Annotated in this window: 13 protein-coding genes; 6 read left to right on the plus strand and 7 right to left on the minus strand. The window is 71.1% G+C overall.

Going from position 1 to position 16,454, the window contains the following annotated elements:
* Window positions 1-1,299 carry a WXG100 family type VII secretion target gene (locus ABD976_RS04765; RefSeq protein ID WP_345357683.1) on the plus strand — a complete coding sequence of 433 codons (1,299 nt, stop codon included), beginning with the start codon at window positions 1-3 and terminating at the stop codon, window positions 1,297-1,299.
* Window positions 1,300-1,513: 214 nt separating this feature from the next.
* On the opposite strand, the gene mycP is transcribed toward ABD976_RS04765, so the two are convergent.
* Window positions 1,514-2,899 carry a type VII secretion-associated serine protease mycosin gene (mycP, locus tag ABD976_RS04770; RefSeq protein WP_345357686.1) on the minus strand — a complete coding sequence of 462 codons (1,386 nt, stop codon included), beginning with the start codon at window positions 2,897-2,899 and terminating at the stop codon, window positions 1,514-1,516.
* 11 nt (window positions 2,900-2,910) lie between these two features.
* The gene (gene eccD, locus ABD976_RS04775) at window positions 2,911-4,350 is read right to left on the minus strand and encodes a type VII secretion integral membrane protein EccD (RefSeq protein ID WP_345357689.1); all 1,440 of its coding nucleotides are present in this window, start codon (window positions 4,348-4,350) and stop codon (window positions 2,911-2,913) included.
* Window positions 4,351-4,659: 309 nt separating this feature from the next.
* On the opposite strand from eccD, the gene eccCa reads away from it, so the two are divergent.
* The gene (gene eccCa, locus ABD976_RS04780) at window positions 4,660-8,784 is read left to right on the plus strand and encodes a type VII secretion protein EccCa (RefSeq protein WP_345357692.1); all 4,125 of its coding nucleotides are present in this window, start codon (window positions 4,660-4,662) and stop codon (window positions 8,782-8,784) included.
* A 63-nt stretch (window positions 8,785-8,847) separates the two neighbouring features.
* Here the strand turns inward: eccCa and ABD976_RS04785 are convergent, their stop codons facing one another.
* From ABD976_RS04785 to ABD976_RS04805, 5 genes are all read right to left on the minus strand, one after another.
* A complete protein-coding gene (locus tag ABD976_RS04785) occupies window positions 8,848-9,825 on the minus strand; it encodes an alpha/beta hydrolase (protein ID WP_345357695.1) in 978 nt (325 codons plus the stop codon).
* A 28-nt stretch (window positions 9,826-9,853) separates the two neighbouring features.
* Window positions 9,854-10,294: a MarR family transcriptional regulator gene (locus ABD976_RS04790; protein ID WP_345357698.1), complete on the minus strand. Its 441-nt coding sequence runs from the start codon at window positions 10,292-10,294 to the stop codon at window positions 9,854-9,856.
* Window positions 10,295-10,528: 234 nt separating this feature from the next.
* Complete coding sequence (locus ABD976_RS04795; protein ID WP_345357701.1) at window positions 10,529-12,478, minus strand: N-acetylmuramoyl-L-alanine amidase; 1,950 nt, start codon at window positions 12,476-12,478, stop codon at window positions 10,529-10,531.
* A gap of 445 nt (window positions 12,479-12,923) precedes the next feature.
* Window positions 12,924-13,145 carry a hypothetical protein gene (locus ABD976_RS04800; protein WP_345357704.1) on the minus strand — a complete coding sequence of 74 codons (222 nt, stop codon included), beginning with the start codon at window positions 13,143-13,145 and terminating at the stop codon, window positions 12,924-12,926.
* Window positions 13,130-13,279 (minus strand): hypothetical protein, encoded by a 150-nt coding sequence (locus ABD976_RS04805; RefSeq protein ID WP_345357707.1) that lies wholly within the window; start codon window positions 13,277-13,279, stop codon window positions 13,130-13,132. Before ABD976_RS04805 ends, ABD976_RS04800 begins: the two co-directional genes overlap by 16 nt.
* Window positions 13,280-13,493: 214 nt before the next feature.
* Here ABD976_RS04805 and ABD976_RS04810 point away from each other — a divergent pair, with 214 nt between their 5' ends.
* The 4 genes from ABD976_RS04810 to ABD976_RS04825 all read left to right on the plus strand — a co-directional run bounded on the left by ABD976_RS04810 (window position 13,494) and on the right by ABD976_RS04825 (window position 16,385).
* On the plus strand, window positions 13,494-14,336 hold the full coding sequence (locus tag ABD976_RS04810; RefSeq protein WP_345357710.1) for a helix-turn-helix domain-containing protein: 843 nt from the start codon (window positions 13,494-13,496) through the stop codon (window positions 14,334-14,336).
* A complete protein-coding gene (locus ABD976_RS04815; protein WP_345357713.1) occupies window positions 14,333-14,617 on the plus strand; it encodes a DUF397 domain-containing protein in 285 nt (94 codons plus the stop codon). Before ABD976_RS04810 ends, ABD976_RS04815 begins: the two co-directional genes overlap by 4 nt.
* 93 nt (window positions 14,618-14,710) lie before the next feature.
* Window positions 14,711-14,959: a DUF397 domain-containing protein gene (locus ABD976_RS04820; protein WP_345357716.1), complete on the plus strand. Its 249-nt coding sequence runs from the start codon at window positions 14,711-14,713 to the stop codon at window positions 14,957-14,959.
* A gap of 253 nt (window positions 14,960-15,212) precedes the next feature.
* Entirely contained in the window at window positions 15,213-16,385 is a 1,173-nt protein-coding gene (locus ABD976_RS04825; protein WP_345357719.1) for a hypothetical protein, read from the plus strand.
* Window positions 16,386-16,454 lie beyond the last annotated feature (69 nt).

Below are 16,454 nucleotides of genomic sequence, written 5' to 3' on the forward strand. Positions count from 1 at the left end.
ATGACGCGCACCGGCGTGGAAGTGCAGGACCACCTCGACTACCTGTCCCGGGTCGCCCGGGAACTGGACACGAGCGGTCCGGTGGACCGGCGGGCCGCCGAATTCGTCGGCAGGCACGAGGAACTGCGGGAGGCGGCCGAGGTGTGGCGGCGCGCCGCCGACCGGGTCGAGACCACCTCGGACGACGTGCAGTCCCGTCTCGGCGCCATCGACTCGGCGTGGCAGGGCGCGGACGCCGACGCGTTCCTGGAGCACCTGCGGGCGGTCGGCCTGGCGGGCAACGACCTGCTGGACACCATGCGCGGACTGGCCGACGCCCTGGAGCACACCGCCGAGGCGGTGCGGCTGCTCCAGGAGGACCTCGTCGAGCTGGTCGCCGAGGTGGCGGACTCGGTGTCGGCGGCGCTGCTGGCGCCGGACGGCGCGCAGCGCGCGCGCAAGCACCTGGTCGACCTGGTGGGCCCCGCGGCGGAGCAGGTGACCGCGCTGGAGGAGGTCTTCACCGTCTTCGCGCGGTTCTGCGAGGAGTTGGCGGGCGGTCGCCCGGTCGGCGAGCTCGCGTTCGACGACCGGATGCCGGAGCAGAACTGGAACTTCACCGCGCCCGCCCCAGCACCCGACACCCCGGCACCCGACACCCCGGCACCCGACACCCCGGCACCCGACACCCCGGCTCCGGCGACCCCGGCCGCCGCGGGCGACGCCGCTTCGGACGCCCGCGGCGGCACCGGCCCGGGCGGCGGCGGTGGCGGTGTCGGTGCCGTGGGCGGCGGCGCGGTAGGTGGAGGCGCCGGAGGTGGGGGCGCCGCACCGGAGTCCCCACCCCTCCCACCGGGCGGAACCACCGGCAGCGCCGAACCCGTGTCGCCGCCCGCCGCGGCGGCCTCGGCAGCCCCGGGCGGTGCGGGCGGTTCCGGGGGGACGACCGGCGGCTACGGCATGATGCCGATGGGCGGCGGCATGATGGGCGGGATGGGCGGCGCCCAGGGCGGTGCGCAGGAGCGCCAGAATTCCTCGCGCATCAAGGCGAACCCGGACGAGCTGTTCGGCGGGCGGGGCGACGAGGCCGCGCCCGCGGTCTTCGGCGAGGGCAAGCGCCCGGCCACCGTCACCGAGGCGGACGAGACCACCGCGCAGCGAACCCCCACCGCACCCCCGGGAGCAGGTGCCGCGACCCCCGACCAGCAGAACACCCCCGCCACCACCCCAGGCACGACGACCACCCCACCCCCGAAGCCGACCGGCACGGCGTCCATCGACGACGCCCCGCCCCCGCGCCGCCGCCGCAAGCGCACCTGACCGCGAACCGAGTGAGGGGCACCCTGTACCACGTCACTTGGTACAGGGTGCCCCTCACTCACAACCCGAACGGGTGAGGCGCGGGCCCGGCGGTGCCACGCAGCGCACCCGCCGACGGCGAGCGCACCGCCCGTGAACTGAGTGAGGGGCACCCTTGCCCAAGTAACTTGGACAAGGGTGCCCCTCACTCATCTCCCGATGGGGTGAGGCGCGGTCAGTCGCCTCTGGTCCGGGCCCGGACGTTGCGGACGGCGTTGGTGAGGAACGCGGTGAACACGATCGCCGCGACTCCCGCACCCGCGCCACCGATCGAGATGATCAGCGCGGGCCAGTCCTTCTGCGGCAGGACGTCGGCCGACAGCTCGGTCGGTCCCGGCGGGGCGGGCGCCTTGCCCCACTCGGCGGGCACCACGTCGCTCAGCGCGGCCATCGGGTCGACCATCCCGTAGCCGACGATGTCGTTGCGCCCGCCGGTGCCGCCGGGGTGCAGCGCGGTGCTGGTGATCCGGTGCATGATCTCCTCGGCGGTGAGATCCCTGCCCTGCGCCTCGAACTTCTGCTTGATGAGCAGCACGAGCCCGGACACGTACGGGGCGGCGAAGCTGGTCCCCTGGATCGGCGTCATCTGCCCGTCGGGGCCGGAGGAGATCTGGGTGGCCAGCCCGTCGCCGCCGCGGCCCGGGTCCAGCGAGGTGATGTTCTCGCCGGGGGCGGCGACGTCGACCCACGGGCCCGGCACGGTGAACTCCGACGGCGCGCCCGCCTGGTTCACCGACGCCACGGTGAGCACGTACTCGTCGAACCACGCGGGCAGCACGGCGGTGCTGGGGCTGCCCGGGGAGTTCTTCTTGCACGCCTCGCTGACGTTGCCCGCCGCCGCGACCACGACGATGCCCGCGTCGTAGGCGCGCTTGACGGCGTTGTGCAGCATCTGGTTGAACCGCTCGCCGGGGTTGCTCGCCTGCTCCATCGGCTGGCAGGACGACTGCGAGATGTTGATGACCCCGACGTTCGCGTCCACCGCGGAGTTGATGGCCTCGGCCATCGTCTGGGTGTTGCCGATGGTCTGGTCGGTGTCGCTGACGTAGAGGTTGGACTGCTGCCGGATCGACAGGATCGACGCGTCCGGCGCCATGCCGACGAAGCCGACCTCGTCGTTCGTCGGCTGCCCGGAGATGAGTCCGGCCACGACGGTGCCGTGGCCGTCGCAGTCCGTGGTGGCGCCGCCTTCGGGGACGCTGTTCTCCCCGGCGGCCACCCCGCCGCCGAGCCAGGGGTGCTGGTTGACCCCGGTGTCGATCACCGCGGCCGTGTACCCACTGCCGGTCAGCCCTTGGACGTGGGCCTGCTCGTAGCCGAGCACCAGCTGGGCCCAGGGCTTCTCCTCGATGATGCCGCCACCGGGGTTGCCCTGCATGCAGCCCTGCCGCCGGTCGTACGGGAACGTCTCCAACGTGGAGTCGGCGGTGATGCCGGGGTTTCGCGGTGGTGGGCCTTCGTAGCCCTGGGCCGCGGCGGGGCCCGCCGCGACGCCGAGGGTGAGGCCCGCCGCGGCGGTCAGCGCCAGACCGCGGCGGACCCTCGGGAGGGTAGAGCGCATCACGCCGCTCCTCAGAAGAAGTTGATGTTGAGGTCGCGGAGGGTCATGTAGAGGTCCATCACGGCCAGCGCCAGCGGTAGCACCAGGGCGATCAGGATCGCCTCGATGATGTCGACGGTGCGGCGCTGCACCGGCGAGAACCGCCGGTTCGGGAAGACCACGCCGAAGATGATCGCGAGCACGCCCAGCAGCAGCAGCGGCGGGAACGTCCACGCCACCGCGATCGGGGCGGTCGAGACCTGGATCAGCAGGCCGACGGTGACCCCGAGCGAGGCGAGCAGGCCGCTCATCAGCAGCGCGATCGCCTGGCTGCCGTTGGCGTAGTTGCGGCCGCGCAGCAGCAGCACCGCGGAGACCACGACGGCGAACACCGCGCCCCAGACGCCGGCCAGCGCCGAGACCATCGCGCCGATCGCCGCGACCACGCCGCAGCCGATGATCAGCCCGGTCATGTACTGGTGCGCGAGCCCGGTCTGCCGCTCGATCTCCCGGTAGTCCGGGAAGCCGCTGTCCTCCTTGAGGTCCTCGGCGCTGCCCGGCACGTGCGGCAGCGGCAGCTTGGCGAGCTGGATGGTCAGCCGGGGCAGCAGCGAGATGCCCGCGAGGCCCACGGCGGCGGCACCGGCGGCGATGCCCGCGCCCGGCGTGTCCGGCATCAGGGTGGCGACCAGGAACGAGATGGTGCCGAACGTCGCGGCGGTGGCGGCGGCGATGAAGGTGATGATCCCGGCGCCGATGACCATGATGGACACCGCCGCGAAGATCAGCACCAGGGCGCTGCCCAGCAGCATCCGCGGTTCGGCCGCGTTTCCGGGCACGATGTTGAAGCCCGCCACGAAGGCCATCGGCAGCCCGCCCGCGGCGGCGATCACGGTGCCCGTGGTGGGCGCCGCGTAGGCCCGGGTGACGATCGAGCCGACGCCGGTGGCGAAGATCGCGACGACCGCCCCGACCACCGCGGCGATGATCTGGTAGACGATCGCCAGGGTGCTGTTCAGCCCGGGGTGCAGCATCCCGGCCGGTCCGGCCAGGCCGAGCCCGGCGGCGGCGGCGATCAGCGCCAGCGCGCCGGCGGTGTGGCCGACCTTGGCGGCCGTCTCCTTGGTCCACGGGCGGTAGCTGCCCGGCTCCGCCTCGGCGAGCGCGTCGACCACGTCGTCGTAGAGCGGCGGCGGCGGGTCGTCCGAACGCCTGCGGAGCTGGAGCATGTCGCCGTCGACGATGCCCTGCGAGGCGAGCGTCTGGCTCGGGTCGAGCGGCTGGCTGGCACCCAGCTTGGCCAGGGCCCAGCCGCCGTGGCGCGAACCGCCGTCCGGTTTGATCTCGCGCGCCATGTCGAGCAGCATCGGCAGCAGGTCAGCCACGGACACGTCCGCAGGCAGCGCCAGGTCGATGCGAGTTGTCGGTGCCACCACTGTCACGCGGCTGAACACCGTGGTCCCGGTCGCCACTTGGGCCCCCTACTCCCTTGGTCGATTGCCTTGCAACTTTCGGCTCGGCTCGATCCAACCAAGGCCGGTTTTTCTTCCGAAACCCACCCGCCCGGTCGGAGAGCGCCCCTAGTATGGCCGCACCGACCGCCGTGAGGTGATGGGTTTGGTGGAACTCGCACCGATCAATTCGCGACCGGCTCGCGCGAGCCGATCGGTGGTCGGGCGATCCGCTCCGCACCCCGCTGCGCGCGGCGACGTGGGCAGTGCGGAATGCTGCTCGCGGGAAGGCTCTTCGAGCACGTTCGACAGGGAAGGAAGCTGCGTCCGGTGAGCACGCTGCAGTTCAAGCGCACGCCACGCCTGGCCGCTCCCAGGCCACCGGGCGGGGAGGTGCACCTCGAACCACCGCCGGAGATCCCGAGGACGATCCCGGGCAACGTCGTCCAGAAGATCCTTCCGGGCGTCATGATCGTCGCTTCGCTGGGGATGATGGTCTTCATGCTCCAGCGGGCCCGGGACAACCCGATGATGATGATGATGCCCATGATGATGCTCATCTCCACCTTCGGGATGATCGCCGGCGGCGGCCAGAGCGGCGGTCAGCAGAAGGCCGAGATGAACGAGGACCGCAAGGACTACCTGCGGTACCTCGGGCAGATGCGGGATCGCGCGCGGGAGGCCGCCGACGAGCAGCGGCTGGCGCGCGAGTGGGTGCACCCGGACCCGCGGGCGCTGTGGTCGATCGCCACCAACACCCGCCGGATGTGGGAGCGCCGCCCCAACGACAACGACTTCTGCCAGGTCCGGGTCGGCCGCGGTTCGCAGCGGCTGGAGACCCGCCTGGTGCCGCCGCAGACCGGTCCGGTCGACGAGCTGGAGCCCATCACCACGCTGGCGCTGCGCCGCTTCGTCCGGGCCCACTCGCTGGTGCCGGACCTGCCGATCGCGACCTCGCTGCGCGGCTTCGCCGCGGTCGGGTTGCAGGGCGAGCGGGAGCTGGCCCGCGGGCTGGCCCGCGCCATGATCTGCCAGCTCGCCACCCTGCACACGCCGGAGGACGTGCTCATCGCGGTGGCCAGCAGCGGTCGCGCGCGCAGCGAGTGGGACTGGGTGAAGTGGCTGCCGCACGCCCAGCACCCCGAGGAGACCGACGGCATCGGTGCCATGCGCCTGATGTCCGGGTCGCTGCGCGCCATCGAGGAGATGCTCGGCGAGCAGCTCGCCGAGCGCCCGCGCTTCCAGCGCAACGCCGCCCCGCCGGACGGCCAGCCGCACATCGTGATCATCATCGACGACGCGGAGATCAGCCGGGAGGAAGCGCTGATCGTGGAGGGCGGCCTGGCGGGCGTCACCATGATCGACGTGTCCGATCTGCTCGGCCAGCTCACCGCGCGGCGCGGGATGCGGATGGTCATCGAGGAGGACCGGATCGGTGCGCGCGGCGGCACCGGCGTCGAGTGGTTCGGCACGCCGGACTCGCTGAGCCTGGAGGAGGCGACCGCGCTGGCCCGCCAGCTCGCCCCGTACCGGGTGGCCGGCGGGGTCGCGGCCGACGTGGACTCCGGTGGCTACGAGCCGCTGACCACGCCGCTGAACTACGTCGAGCAGCTCGGCCTGGCCGGGGACGTGGTGACCTTCGACCTCAACGAGGCGTGGCGGCCCAAGCCCAAGGACGACCTGTACCGGGTCGCGATCGGCCCCGGCGAGACCGGCGAGATCGTGCACCTGGACATCAAGGAGACCGCGTCCGGCGGGATGGGCCCGCACGGCCTGTGCATCGGTGCGACCGGTTCCGGCAAGTCCGAGTTCCTGCGCACCATCGTGCTGGGGCTCATCGCCACCCACCCGTCCTCGATGCTCAACTTCGTGCTCGTCGACTTCAAGGGCGGTGCGACGTTCAACGGGTTCGACCCGGCGCCGCACGTGTCGGCCAACATCTCCAACCTCGGCGACGACGCCACGCTCATCGACCGGATGCAGGACGCCCTGGCCGGTGAGATGAACCGGCGCCAGGAGGTGCTGAACAAGGCGGGCGCGAAGAACGTCTGGGACTACCGCAAGCAGCACGAGGCCGGGGACGGGCGCGCGCCCGAGCCGATGCCCGCGCTGTTCGTGGTCATCGACGAGTTCTCCGAGCTGCTGTCGAAGAACCCGGACTTCATCGACCTGTTCAACGAGATCGGTCGGCTCGGCCGGTCGCTCCAGGTGCACCTGCTGCTGGCGTCCCAGCGGCTGGAGGAGGGCAAGCTGCGCGGCCTGGACGCGCACCTGTCGTACCGGATCGGTCTGAAGACCTTCAACGCCGCCGAGTCGCGCGCCGCGATCGGCCTGCCCGACGCCGCCGACCTGCCGGCCACCGGTGGTCACGGCTTCCTCAAGCACCCCAACGGGATGGACCGGTTCCGCGCCGCCTACGTCTCCGGGTTCCTGCACCAGACCAGCGGTCGCCGCCCGGCGTCCCAGGGCGGTGCCTCCCCGGTGACCGGCGACAAGATGCCGCGCCTGTTCATCCCGGACTTCATCGAGAAGCCGCCGGAGCCGGAGGTCCCGGAGGTCGTGGAGGAGCCGGTCCAGGAGCGCAACGAGCTCGACCCGACCGACTTCCAGGTGGTCATCGACCGGGTGCACACCGCCGGTGGCGCGCCGGCCCACCAGGTGTGGCTGCCGCCGCTGGACGCCCCGCCCACGTTGGACACCATGCTGCCGCCGATGCAGCAGACCGACGACCGCGGCTACACCGCGGCCGGGTACACCAACAGCGGACGGCTCCAGGTGCCGGTCGGCATCATCGACGTGCCCTACAAGCAGCGCCAGGACACGATGGTGCTGGACTTCAGCGGTGCCAACGGCCACGGTGCCGTGGTCGGCGGTCCGCAGACCGGCAAGTCCAACATGATGCGGACGCTGATCGGGTCGATGGCCGTCACGCACACCCCGCAGGAGGTGCAGTTCTACTGCGTCGACCTCGGCGGTGGTTCGATGGCGGCGCTGCGGAACCTGCCGCACGTCGGCGGCTTCGGCGGTCGGCGCGACCCGGACACGGTGCGCCGCACGGTCGCCGAGATCAAGACGCTGATGGCCGAGCGGGAAGCCCGCTTCCAGCAGCACGGCGTCGAGGGCATGCAGGACTTCCGGGCCCGCAAGCGGCGCGGCGAGATGACCGAGGACCCGTACGGCGACGTCTTCCTGCTCATCGACGGGTGGCGGGCGTTCCGCGAGGACTTCGAGGCGATCGAGCCGGACGTGCTCAACATCGCCGCGCAGGGCCTCACCTTCGGCATCCACGTGGTCGTCTCGGCGAACCGGTGGGCGGAGATCCGCCCGGCGCTCAAGGACCTGCTGGGCACCCGGCTGGAGCTGCGGCTCGGTGACTCCAGCGAGTCGGAGATCGACCGCAAGATCGCCAAGAAGATCCCGGCCGGCCGACCCGGTCGCGGGCTGCACCCCTCGGGGCTGCACTTCCTCACCGCGCTGCCCCGGGTGGACAGCGAGAACATCGGTGACCGGATCGGCCTGGAGGCGGAGCGGTTCGCCCGCGAGATGCGGGAGGCCGAGGAGGCCAAGGACGGCCGCGAGGTCGCGCCGCCCCGGATGGGCTGGGAGCTCTACAACGACGACCTGTCCACCGGTGTCTCCGACCTGGTCAACCGGGTCCGCAGCTCCTGGAAGGGACGTCCGGCGCCGCAGGTCCGCCTGCTGCCGGAGGTGCTGCCTGCCGAGCAGCTCCCCCGCCCGGAGCAGCAGCCCTACCCGAAGCTGGTGCCGATCGGCGTCAACGAGGACGGCCTCAACCCGGTCTACCTCAACTTCGCCGCGGAGCCGCACTTCTACGCCTTCGCCGAGCGCGAGGCGGGCAAGACGTCGCTGCTGCGCACCATCGTCCGGGGCATCACCGAGCGGTACACGCCGAAGGAAGCCCTCATCCTGCTGGTCGACTACCGGCGGACCATGCTCGGCTTCCTCAACACCGGTCACCTGATGGAGTACGCGGTCGGCGCCGACCAGCTCAAGAGCAACGTCAAGGACGTGTCGGCGGCGTTGAAGAACCGGCTGCCCGGCCCGAACGTCACCCAGGAGGAGCTCAAGAACCGCTCCTGGTGGAAGGGCCCGGAGCTGTTCGTCATCGTCGACGACTACGACCTGGTGGCGCCGCAGGGCAGCAACCCGCTGGCCCCGCTGGCGGACTTCGTCCCGCAGGCGGGCGACGTCGGCCTGCACATCGTCGTGGCGCGCAACTCCGGTGGTGCGCAGCGCTCGCTGTTCGAGCCGATCATCGGCAAGATGCGCGAGGTCTCGACCCCGGGCCTGGCGATGAGCGCGAACAAGGACGACGGCCAGCTCGTCGGCAACATCAAGTCGCGGCAGCTCCCGCCGGGACGCGGTGTGCTGCTGAGCCGCCAGTTCAAGGAAGGTCCGCAGACGATCCAGACGGCGTTCCTGCCGCCGGAGTGATTCGACGCCCCGGAGCCTCCCCCGCCGACCAGGTGGGGGAGGCTTCGTCGTTCCGGGGTCCGGTCAGGACAGCAACCGGTTGATCCAGTCTCGTCGGGTGGCGCGGGCCCGGCGCGCGGCGGTGGACCCGGGCACGAACAGGTCGAACCCGTGGAAGGCCCCGGGCCAGACGTGCAGCTCGGCGTCCCCGCCGCTGTTCCACATCCGCTGCGCGTAGGCGACGGTCTCGTCGCGGAAGGTCTCCGCCGAGCCCGCCTCCAGGTAGGCCGGGGGCAGGCCCGCCACGGTCCGGGCGCGGGCCGGTGCCGCGCGTTCGGGCGGGTCGTCGCGCAGCGCTCCGAGCACGCAGTCCCACGCCGTCCGGTTGGACACCTCGTCCCAGACGCCGAGTCCGCGCATCTGCCGGTGGGACGGCGACTCGTCGCGGTCGTCGAGCATCGGGTAGAGCAGGACCTGGCCGCGCGGGCGCACCTCGCCCGAGTCGCGGGCGCGGAGCGCCAAGCCGGCGGCCAGGTTGCCCCCGGCGCTGCCGCCGTGGAGCACGATCGCCCCGGGGTCGCCACCGACGTCGGCGATGTGGCGGGCGGTCCACAGCAGCGCGGCGTAGGCGTCGTCGTGGGCGGCGGGGAAGGGGTGCTCGGGGGCGAGGCGGTACTCCACCGAGACGGTGATCGCGCCGAGGTCCGCCGCGAGGTCGAGGACCTCGGGCAGGCCGAACCGGTTGTTCCCCATGATCAGTCCGCCACCGTGCGCCGTGAACAGCACCGGGCGACCGCTCGGGCGACCGGTCGGCACCGCCAGCAGCACGCCCACGTCGGGGCCGCCGGGCGGTCCGGGGACGGTGCGCTCGGAGAACTCGAACCGGGGGTCTGCGGCGATCTCGTCGAACGAGGGGATCCCGGCCGCGACCGCGGCGCGGCTCGCCGCCACGGCGTCCGGGGTGACCCCCACCGAGAGGGTCCGCACCCCCATCGCGTCCAGTCCGGCCTGGAGTTCGGGGTCGAACTCCGGTGCGCTGCTGATCGGTTCGGCGGTCGGCATGGATTTCCCTTCGCGGTGCGGGGCTCGGTCACGGATGGGGGTGCCGGTGCGACGACGCGCGCAGCTGGGCGGTGAGCGACTCGGCCGCGGTGAGGAACGCCTCGACGTCGACCCCGGCGTCGGAGGCCGCGCCGTGGAACCCGTCGGCGAGGAACACCGCGCAGTCGTGCTCGGTGGCGGCACCGGCGCGGGTGAGCCGGACGCGGCGGCGACGCCCGTGCGCCGGGTCGTCCTCGACCAGGCACCAACCGCCGTCGATCAGGCCAGGCAGCATGCGGCTGACCACCGCGTCCCCGACTCCGAGGCGGCCGGCGAGCTCGTGCTGCGTCGCGGCGCCGTCGCGCCGCAGCGCGCGCAGGACTCGGTAGCGCGCGAACGAGATCCCGTGCCGCTGGTGGAGGAGCGCGTCCGCCGCCCTGCCCAGCTCGGCCGCCAGCTCGTGGACCGTCACCGCCGGATCGATGCGCATGGCACGATGTTGACCCATCAATATTGATGTGTCAACACTGAGATCGCGCTCAGCGCGGGTCCGCGGGCGGAACGTCTTCTCGCCGCCGCTCCCGGCGGCCTCCTCGGCGTGGTCCGACACCTGGCATCCGGGCGTCCCGGACCGGCGCGGCGCGGCGGCGCACGGCGATGGTGCCCGGAAAAGGTGACGGCCCCACCGGCGGGGAGCACCGGTGGGGCCGTCCTGGGTCGAGGGTCAGGAGACGGACTCGATGTCCGACTTCTTCACGTAGACCCAGCGGTGGTTGTAGGAGATCGGGACGAACTCCTGGTCACCGTTGATCAGCGTGTGGTTGTTCGGGTCGTCGACGCCGTCGAAGCGGGCGTAGTAGTCGAACGACTCGATCGCGGGCTGGGCCACGTAGCGCTGCCCGGCCGGGAGCTCGTAGGGCAGCGCCTCCAGCGTCTGCGGCTCGATGCCCTCCGGGTACGCCCCGGGTTCCGGCAGCGCGCGGCCGTAGACCGGGATGCCGTCCCGCTTCGGCCGCACCAGTTCGGCGTCCTCGGCCGGGGTGGTGTTCTTGCCGCCCGGGTCGCGCAGCCACGCCTTCTTGCCGTCGAACCAGATCGCCAGCCAGTCACCGGAGCGCTCGGCCACCGCGTACTGCCTGCCGTGGGTCGCCTTGTTGCCCCAGTCGCCGATCCAGGTGCTGCCCGGAGTTCCGTCCGGGTGCACCACCTCCGAGGTCAGCAGCGGCGCGTCCGCGCGCGGTTCGGTGCGCAGGGGCAGGAAGTTCGCGCCCTGCTCGGGCAGGAGCTCGCACTTGCCGTCCGTGCAGGTCGTCACCTCGGGGCGATTGGTGTCGAAGTCGGGGGAGATCGTGACGGCCCGGTTCCCGCCGGTGCCCTCCTCCGCCGGGGCGCCGATCAGCTCCATGTAGCGGTCCCAGTCCCAGTAGGGACCCGGGTCGTAGTGCTCCAGGCCCGCCTTCGCCGGGGTTTCGGCGCTGACCTCGTCGTGCCCGATGATGTGCTCGCGGTCCAGCGGGATGTCGTACTTGTCCGCCAGGTGCCGCACCAGCTTCGCCGAGGAGCGGTACATCTTCTCCGTGTACCAGGTGCCGCCTTCGGCGGCCCAGCCCTCGTGCTCGATGCCGATGGAGGTGATGTTGCGGTCCCAGCTACCGGCCTGCCACGCCATGTCCTTGGTGGGGATCATCTGCGTGATCTGGCCGTCGGAGGAGCGCACCACGTAGTGCGCGGCGCTCCCGCTGGCCGGGTTCTGGAACGCCGAGATCGTCGCCTGGTACGACAGTTCGGTGTCGTGGATGACGATCGAGTCGATGCGGGCGTCGTCCGGGCGGTCGGCGGTGTCGTAGTTGCCGTAGCCGCCGGCCGGGTTCTCCGGGTCGGTCGGCGCGTAGGCCGCCGGGATGTAGCGGCAGTCCAGCTCGCTCGGGCACTCCGCCTTCGGCTTGGTGTCCTCGTCTTCGTTCCCCGCGGTCTGCCGGGTCGCGGTCCGCGCCTGGGCGAGTCCGGTGCCGGTGAGGTCGCGGTCCGCGGTCACGTCGGTGACCTTGGGGAAGGCGAGCTCCTGCCCGGTGGACGTGGTGCGCTTGCGGCCCTGCCCGAGCACGTCGTAGACGTCGTCGGCGAACGACCGCGCGCCGCTGGCCCGCGGGCTGCCGCTGAGCTCGGCGACCGCGGGGTACCAGCCGCCGATGGTCTCCGGCAGGTTCCCGTCGCCGAGTTCCCTGGCGTTGTCGGCCAGCAGCGCGGCACCGGCGCGGATGTTCTGCGCCATGTCCCGCTTGACCTGCTCCGCCGGGACGTCGATCAGCTCGGCGGCTTCCACCAGGGTGTGCAGCCGCGGGTTGTCCACCGCGAGCCCGATCAGCTTGGGGTTGTCGGCGCGCAGCTGCTCGGGGTCCACATCGGTCAGGTGCATGGGGCCGTAGCCGCCTGCCGTGCTCTGCTCGCCGCCGTGGTCCTCCCACCGGGTGAGCTGGAACGAGACCGCCATGAGCAGCCGGGTCGGCACGTCGAACTCGTCGGCGGCGGACTCGAACGCGCGCTGCTCGACGGTGTGCGGGGCGAGCGGGGTCCGCGGCTCGGCGGACGCTGCTGGTGCGACGCCGGCCAGCAGCCCGGTGGCGATCGCCGTCGCCACCACCGGCCGCGTCCAGCGCCGTCTGTTCGTTCTCAAGTTGGCCACCTCGTGATTCGCTTGCGGTTGCCCGTTTCGACGCGCGCAGGGGCAGCGGAGTTCCGCGCTGGCGGTCGCTGCGCGCATGCTCGGCCGCGCGGACGGGTCGACGGCGCGCGGGAGCCTCCGGTCGTGACGAATTTTCCGGGCCGGTGCCGAGCCTATCCATCCGAACGGGTGACTGTGCCCGGGTTCGTCGAGTCCTCCGGCGATGCTCGGGAATTCCCTCACCAACCGGCGCGGCTCCACCGCGGACGCGGCGCCCGCTCCGGGGCGCGGGCCCGCCGGTGGACCCCCGGTTGGCGGCCGGTGCGGGCGACGTGCGGCAATGGCGGGGTGATGCAGCGGAAGCACATGGTGTTCGTCGTCGTGGTCCTCGTCGTGCTGCTGGTGCTGGCGGCGGCCTCCCAGGCGTTGTGGGTGTTCTTCGACTGGCTGGGCTGATTCACGCCTCGCGGCGGTGCCGACCGGCGCGCGTCCGGCGGCACACCGGGCAGGCCGGGCGGGGCGGGGACTCGGCCGCGACGCGGGCGATGAGCAGCGCAGCGGGGTGCACCACCTCGGCGGCCGGCTCGCTTCGCGCCTCGACCTCCCGCATCGCGCCGTCCAGCAGCGCGAGCCCCAGCAGGCACAGCACCACCAGGTTCACGCTCAGGACCCAGACCACGGCACCGTTCCTCCCCGCAGCCCCGCCGCGATGAGCCGCCAGCACTCCATGCACGACTCCTCCCGGATCCAGTCCAGCTCGGTCCGGTCGTGCAGCTCCGCGGCAGCCGCCAACGCCCCGCAGAACGCCGTCACCTCGTCCTCCCGCGGGCGCTCCCGATCCCCAGCGGCGAACGCATGCCGCCCACCACTCACCGGCCGCCACACGTACGTCAAGTAAGGCGTCATAGGTGCCTCGATTCGTAAAGTTTTCGACATTATGGCAATTTTTGCCGGACGGACTCGCGGGTTCAACTACCTGAAAGGGCGAAAGACCTGCGAAGATGCTCATGTTCGTAAGCTCTTCGTCATGCCGGAGACTCCGAGAGCACGTGCTCTTGCCAAGGAACTGCGAGCGGCGCGCAAAGCCGCGGGCCTGACGCTGCGGCAGCTCGGGGATCTTCTGGGCTGGTCGGAGGCGAAGATCAGCCGGGTCGAGAACGCGCACCGCGGCATCAAGGAAGATGCGGTGGCCGCGATGCTCGACGCCCTCGGGGTGGAGGGTGACCCGCGTGAACGGATGCTCAAGTTGGCGCGGGAGATCCGCGCTCCTGCGTGGTGGGAGCTCGGCAGGACGCTTCCGCACCAACTGGTTGCGCTGGTCGACGCGGAGAAGCGGGCAACGAGGATTACGAGCCTGTCCCTGAACGTCGTCCCGGGCTTGTTGCAGACCCGCAACTACACACGGGAGATCATGGAAGCGGCCGGGGTCGATCCGGACGAGATCGAGGACCGCGTCTCGATCAGGCAGGTCAGACAAGGCGTGCTCAGCCAGCGGCGTCCCGTCGAGCTGTGCTCCTTCGTCGACGAGGCGGTGCTCAATCGTCCGCTCGGCGGGCCTCGGGTCATGGTCGAACAACTGCGGCACGTTCTGGTGGCCAGCGAGGTCGGCAATGTGGTGGTCCGGCTGCTACCGCTGTCGGCCGGGGCGCACGCTGGATTGAGCGGGAACTTCGTCTTGTTCGAGTTCGTGCAGTCACGACCGACCGTGTACGTCGAGGCGCGGAGTTCCGGCGCTTTCATCGACGCCCCGGATGACGTGCGGATCTTCCACGAAGCCGTGGAAAGACTCCATTCGCAGGCGCTCGACCCCGCTGCCTCGCGCGAGATAATGCAGTCGTACCTGGCGCGTTACGAGGAGGAGGCGGCATGACGGGTGATCCGACGGCAGCTCGGCAAATGCGTACCGCGGCCAGCTCGATGTGGCAGGTGTCCAGCTACTCCGGTCCGAGGGTGAACTGCGTCGAGGTGTGCCATGACTTCGCCGGATGGCGGAAGTCAAGCCACAGCGGCGCCGAGGGTGATTGCGTCGAGGTGGGAACGGCGCCCGGCGTCGTCGGCGTCCGCGACTCGAAGCATCGCGACGGGGCGGTGCTCGTCTTCGGCCGCGCAAGTTGGCAGCGGTTCATCACTGCGATGTCGGAACGCAGCTGAAGGGTCCATTCGGTGCGACTTCGTCGTCGCCCGCGCTGCGGCCGAGTCCATCGCGGGACGATGGCGCGTCGGATCTGCCCAGGAGGAGGCGGCATGAGCGACGGTTCGAGGCGCGCCAATCGATCGCCCGAGATTCTTGATGAGTTGGCCCAGGTGACGTGGAGGGCGTCGAGTTACAGCGGCCCGGAGGGCAACTGCGTCGAGGTGGGCGCGGCTCCCGGCGTTGTCGGCGTCCGCGACTCGAAGGACCGCGACGGGGCAGTCCTCGTCTTCGACCGGCAGCGCTGGTCCCGCTTCCTCGCCGCGCTGCGTGATGGTGACGCGCGGTCGGATGTGACCTGATCGGCTCCGGCGGGCCATTTGCCGCATTTGGGCAGTGGGAGGGCTACCGGCCTGCGTAAGCTCCGAGCGCCACGCGCGACGTCACATCGGAGAACCCGTGCACTACCCCAACTTTCCGCAGCAGCCGCCGCACCAACCGGGTGTTCCACCTGGTCAGCCTCAGCCTGGCTACTACCAGCAGCAGTGGGGGCCGCACGGGTACATGCCGTATCCGCCGGGCAAGCCGCCTCACAAGCGGCGGACCGGTCTCATCGTGACCTTGTCGCTGCTCGGCGTCGTGCTGCTCGGCGCTGGCGCGGTGACCGCGGTGACGCTCGCGAGTGGCGATGAGCAGAAGCAGCAGGAAAAGGCAGGGCCGTTGCTGCCGCTCGCTCCCGGAGAGGGAACCCCCGCGCGGTACGGGCCGGTGGAGGCGCGCAACGCCTGCCAGATGATTCCGGTGGAGTTCCTCGTCCAGCAAGGTTTCACGCTGGAAGGGGACTCCGATATCTGGGAGAGGCTGCCCGATCCTCACACCTCGGTCGAACCGGTGACGCAGGAGCCGGGTTCCATGTTCATGGGACTGAGCAGTTGTGCCGTGTTCTTCGCCGACGGAGGTCGCGTCGACATCGACATCAAACGACCTCCTTACAACACGTCGGAGGAGATCGCGAAGACCATCGAGATGTACGAGGAAGATGGTCAGCCGCCCTACACCGAGCACGGCTGGGAGATCTACCTCCTTCCTGACGAGGACGACCCCAAGTGGGTCGACGGTGCGCTGCGCAAGGGCGACACCGTGGTCCAGACGTTGTTCGGGAATTCGTCCAATCTGCCCGACGGTCGATCGCAGGATCTCGCGAAGCAGGTATTGAGCAGGATCGCCGCCGCACTCGAACAGCCGCCCGCGCCGCCGAATGTGGCGACCTACCCCGCGCCGTACGGCCGTGTTCCCGACCCCTGCGAAGCGCTCACGGCCGAAGACCTGAGTTCGATGGTCGGCCTGCCGGATTCCGGGGTGATCGAGCGGGAGTGGACTGTGGGCGAGGTCAGGCTGCTCGACCGCGGGATGGCGCAGACGGGACGTTTCGTGGAGACCAAATGCCGTCGTACGAGTCAGCAACGCGACCTGTTCGACGACGTCGGGGGCCTGGGACTGACCTTGCAAACCTTCCGCGATGAACGGATCGCCGGAATGGCGCTGGACCAGTACCTCGACCCCGCTGCAAAGGTGAGCGTCTTTGGAGGGCCTGCGCGGACCTTGCCCGAGACTGTGGGTGACTCGCAGGCACTGGCGGTCACCAGGCTGGATCAGGAAAGCACCTACTTGTTCCGCGTCGGCCGCCACCTGGTGCACTTCCAGGACGCGAAGATGGACGACGCGGCGCTCTCGGCCAAGTACTCCGCCGTGGCCAAGGCCGTGGCCGAACGTCTCCGTACCTTGTGACGGCCTTGCCCGCTGGTGAGCGCGCCGGTGCGGGCCTGTCCGCTCGCCGGGTGGTGTGACCAGGATGTC

The sequence above is a fragment of the Saccharopolyspora cebuensis genome (assembly GCF_039542665.1).
GTDB classification, from domain to species: domain Bacteria; phylum Actinomycetota; class Actinomycetes; order Mycobacteriales; family Pseudonocardiaceae; genus Saccharopolyspora; species Saccharopolyspora cebuensis.